The sequence below is a fragment of the Streptomyces sp. 5-10 genome, from assembly GCF_014712245.1.
Taxonomy (GTDB): domain Bacteria; phylum Actinomycetota; class Actinomycetes; order Streptomycetales; family Streptomycetaceae; genus Streptomyces; species Streptomyces violaceusniger.
The window spans coordinates 1-4071 of the sequence record NZ_JACVYG010000161.1 but is presented as its reverse complement, the minus strand read 5'-3'; the positions used below and the strand labels follow the sequence as shown (position 1 = coordinate 4071).

The 4071-nt window shown below is 72.3% G+C and carries 1 protein-coding gene; it reads left to right on the top strand.

Annotation, left to right across the window (positions count from 1 at the left end; translation table 11 throughout):
* Positions 1–4071 (top strand): SDR family NAD(P)-dependent oxidoreductase (locus IEJ02_RS47540; RefSeq protein ID WP_191070468.1); only part of this gene is annotated, 4071 nt, incomplete at both ends.

The window sequence follows — 4071 nt, the reverse complement described above, 5'->3', positions numbered from 1 at the left end:
GGCCCTCGGCGGTCGTGGTCTCCGGTGACGCCGACGCGTTGGACGAGCTGCTGGCGGCCTGCGAGGCGGACGAGGTCCGGGCGCGTCGCATCCCGGTCGACTACGCCTCGCACTGCGCTCATGTGGAGGCCATCGAGGGCGAGTTGCTGCATGAGCTCGCGGGGATCAGCCCTCGGTCGGCGTCCATTCCCTTCTATTCGACGGTGACCGGCGGCGTCCTCGATACGGCCGACCTGGACGCCGCCTACTGGTACCGCAATCTGCGCCGGACGGTGCGCTTCGACGAGACCGTACGCGCCCTGCTGGCCGCTGGCTTCGATACGTTCATCGAGGCCAGCGCCCACCCCGTCCTGACGATGGGCGTGGAGCAGACCGCCGAGGACCACGGCACCCGTGTCACCGCCGTTGGATCCCTGCGCCGCGACGAAGGCGGGCTCGACCGGTTCGCCACCTCCCTCGCCGAGGCGTACGTGGGCGGCGTGTCCGTGGACTGGGCGGGGATGTTCGCGGGCACGGGCGCCCGTCGCGTCGATCTGCCGACGTACGCCTTCCAGCACCAGCGCTACTGGGTCGAGCCCTCAGCCGTGGCGGGCGACGTGTCGTCGGCCGGGCTGGTCTCCGCCGACCATCCCCTGCTCGGCGCGGCGGTCGCGCTGCCCGAGTCCGGCGGACAGCTGTTCACCGGTCGGCTCTCGCTTCGTACGCACCCGTGGCTGGCCGACCACGCCATCTACGGCACGGCGCTGCTCCCCGGGTCCGCCCTGGTCGAGTTGGCGCTGCGAGCCGGTGACGCGGTCGGCTGCGGGCACCTGGAGGAGCTGACGCAGGAAACGCCCCTCGCCCTCCCCGAGAGCGGCGCCGTCCAGCTGCAACTGACGGTCGGAGGCCCGGACGACTCCGGACGACGCACCGTGAACCTCTACTCCCGCTTCGAGGACGGGCCTGCCGACCTCCCGTGGACCCACCATGCCACCGGTGTGCTGACCACGGAGGGGCCCACGGCGCCGGCGGAGACCGGGCTCGGCCAGTGGCCACCGGCGGACGCCGAGCCGATCGGCCTCGCCGACCGGTACCCGGGCGCGGCGGCGCTCAGCGGTGTCGAGTACGGTCCGGCGTTCCGCGCCCTGCGCCATGCGTGGCGTCGTGGTGCGGAGATCTTCGCCGAGGTGGCGTTGGCGGAGGACATGCGCTCGGAGGCGGGTCGTTTCGGTCTGCATCCCGTGCTGCTCGACGCGGCCCTGCACGCCGTGGCCGATCTGACGGCCGACGACGGCGGCCGCGTCCGGCTCCCGTACCGGTGGACCGGGATGTCCCTGTACGCCACAGGCGCGACGACCCTGCGCGTCCGGCTCTCCACGGAACGACCCGACGGCATGGCGATCCTGCTGGCCGACGAATCGGGCCATGCGGTGGCCGACGTGGATGCCGTGGCGACGCGCGCCTTCACATCGGAGCAGCTCACCGGGGGCCGGAGGCCTCATGAGTCGCTGTTCCGGGTGGAGTGGATGAGTGTCCCGGCAGGCTCCCCCGGTATCGAGCCGGACCGCGCCCAGTGGTCGATCGTCGGCCCTGACGGCGCCGTACTGCGCACCGCGCTCGAAACGAGCGGTGGCCGGATCGACGAGTACGACGACATGGGCACGCTGCTCCGGTCCGACGCATCGGCCGCATCCGTGCCCGACCTCGTACTCCTGCCGTTCCTCACCGCCTCGGCAGCCGACTCCGTCTCGGCAACCGACTCCGCCGCGGCGGAACACGACCTCGTGTCCGTGGCAGAGCAGGCACACCAGGCGACACATCGCGCCCTGGACGCGCTCCAGGTGTGGCTGGCCGAGGAGCGGTGCGCCGACTCGCGACTCGTGGTGGTGACGCGGGGTGCGGTGGCGGCCGTACCGGGTGAGGATGTACCGGACGCGGCGGCTGCCGCGGTCTGGGGCCTGGTGCGCTCGGCGCAGGCCGAGCATCCGGACCGATTCGTCCTGGTGGATCTGGAGACCCTGGAGTGGGCCGCCGAGGCGATCGGCGCGGCGGTGGCCACCGGAGAGCCCCAACTCGCCGTACGTGGCGGCGGTGTGTGCGCCCCAAGGCTGACCCGGGCCCTGGTCCCCGTAGCGCCTCAGCGAGAGGTGGTGTGGGAGCCCGACGGCTCGGTGCTGATCACGGGCGCCAGTGGTGTGCTGGGCGGTTTGGTCGCACGGCACGTGGTCGCCCGCCACGGGGTGCGCAGCGTGGTGCTGGTGTCGCGTCGCGGCCGCGACACGGCGGGTGCGGCGGAGCTGGAAGCCGAGCTCGCCGACATCGGCGCCCGCGTGGTGTTCGAGGCGTGCGATGTCGCCGACCGTGAGGCGTTGACGCGGGTGCTGGCGCGCATTCCGGCGGATCGTCCGTTGCGTGGTGTGGTGCATGCCGCAGGTGTGCTGGACGACGGTCTGGTGGAGTCGTTGACGCCGGAGCGTATCGACGCGGTGTTGCGGCCGAAGGTCGATGCGGCGGTGCATCTGGATGAGTTGACGCGGGATCTGGATCTGTCGGCGTTTGTGATGTTCTCGTCGGCCGCTGCCACTTTTGGTGCGGCAGGGCAGGGGAACTATGCGGCGGCGAACATGTTCCTGGACGCTCTGGCGGCGCGCCGGCGGGCGCGTGGGCTTGCGGGGGTGTCGTTGGCCTGGGGTTTCTGGGCCGAACGCAGCGATATGACCGGCCACCTGGGCGAGGTCGACATGGCCCGGATGGCACGGTTCGGCATGACCCCCCTGGCCGCCGACGAAGGGCTCGCGCTCTTCGACGCGGCACACACGACCGATGACGCCCTGCTGGTGCCGACGCGCATGGACGTCGCGGTGCTCCGCGCACACGCCCGGCCCGGAACCACCCCCGCTCTGCTGCGCCACCTCATCGGCGCCCCGGCCCGACGGGTGATCGACGCCGCCGACGACGACCAGGGCGGTGCCACCGCCCTCGTACGCCGTCTCACGGGTCTGCCCCGGTCCGAGCGGGAGGACGTCCTGCTGGAGCTGGTGACCGATCACGCGGGGGCCGTGCTCGGCCATGCGGAGTCGGACACGATCGCTCCCGACCGCGCGTTCAGCGACATCGGCTTCGACTCGCTCACCGCGGTCGAGCTGCGCAACCGCCTCAACGCCGCCACCGGTCTGCGGCTTCCGGCCACGCTGGTCTTCGACTATCCGACACCGACCGCGGTCGCCCGCCACATCCTCGGCGAGGTGATCGGCTCCGCGCCGGCCGCAGACGAAGCCCCGGCCCTCGACCGGACCCGGGCCACGCCGTCGGTGCGCAACGCCACGACCGATGACGAGCCGATCGCCATCGTCGGAATGGGCTGCCGCTTCCCGGGCGGTGTGCGTACGCCCGAAGAGCTGTGGCAGCTGCTCATCAGCGGCGGGGACGCGATCTCGGGGCTGCCCGACGATCGCGGCTGGGACCTGGAGGGCCTGTACCACCCGGACCCCGATCACCGGGGCACGGCGTATGCGCGTGAAGGTGGTTTCCTGTACGACGCCGGTGATTTCGACCCCGAGTTCTTCGGCATCTCGCCGCGTGAGGCGTTGGCGATGGATCCGCAGCAGCGGCTGCTGCTGGAGACGACGTGGGAGGCGCTGGAGCGGGCCGGTATCGACCCGGCGTCGGTACGCGGCAGCCAGACCGGCGTGTTCTGCGGGCTGACCTACCACGACTACACCGATGCGGTGCAGCAGGCCGGCGAGGCCACCGAGGGCTACCTCATGACGGGCAACGCCGGAAGTGTCGCCTCGGGGCGCATCTCCTACACCTTCGGCTTCGAGGGGCCCGCGGTGACGGTGGACACCGCCTGCTCGTCGTCCCTGGTGGCGCTGCACTGGGCCGCCCAGGCGCTGCGGCAGGGCGAGTGCTCGCTGGCCCTCGCGGGCGGCGCCACCGTCATGGCCAGCCCCCTCGCGTTCGTCGAGTTCAGCCGCCAGCGCGGACTGGCCCCGGACGGGCGCTGCAAGCCCTTCGCGGGAGCCGCGGACGGCACCGGCTGGGCCGAGGGCGTCGGGATGCTGCTGCTGGAACGGCTGTCGGACGCCCGGC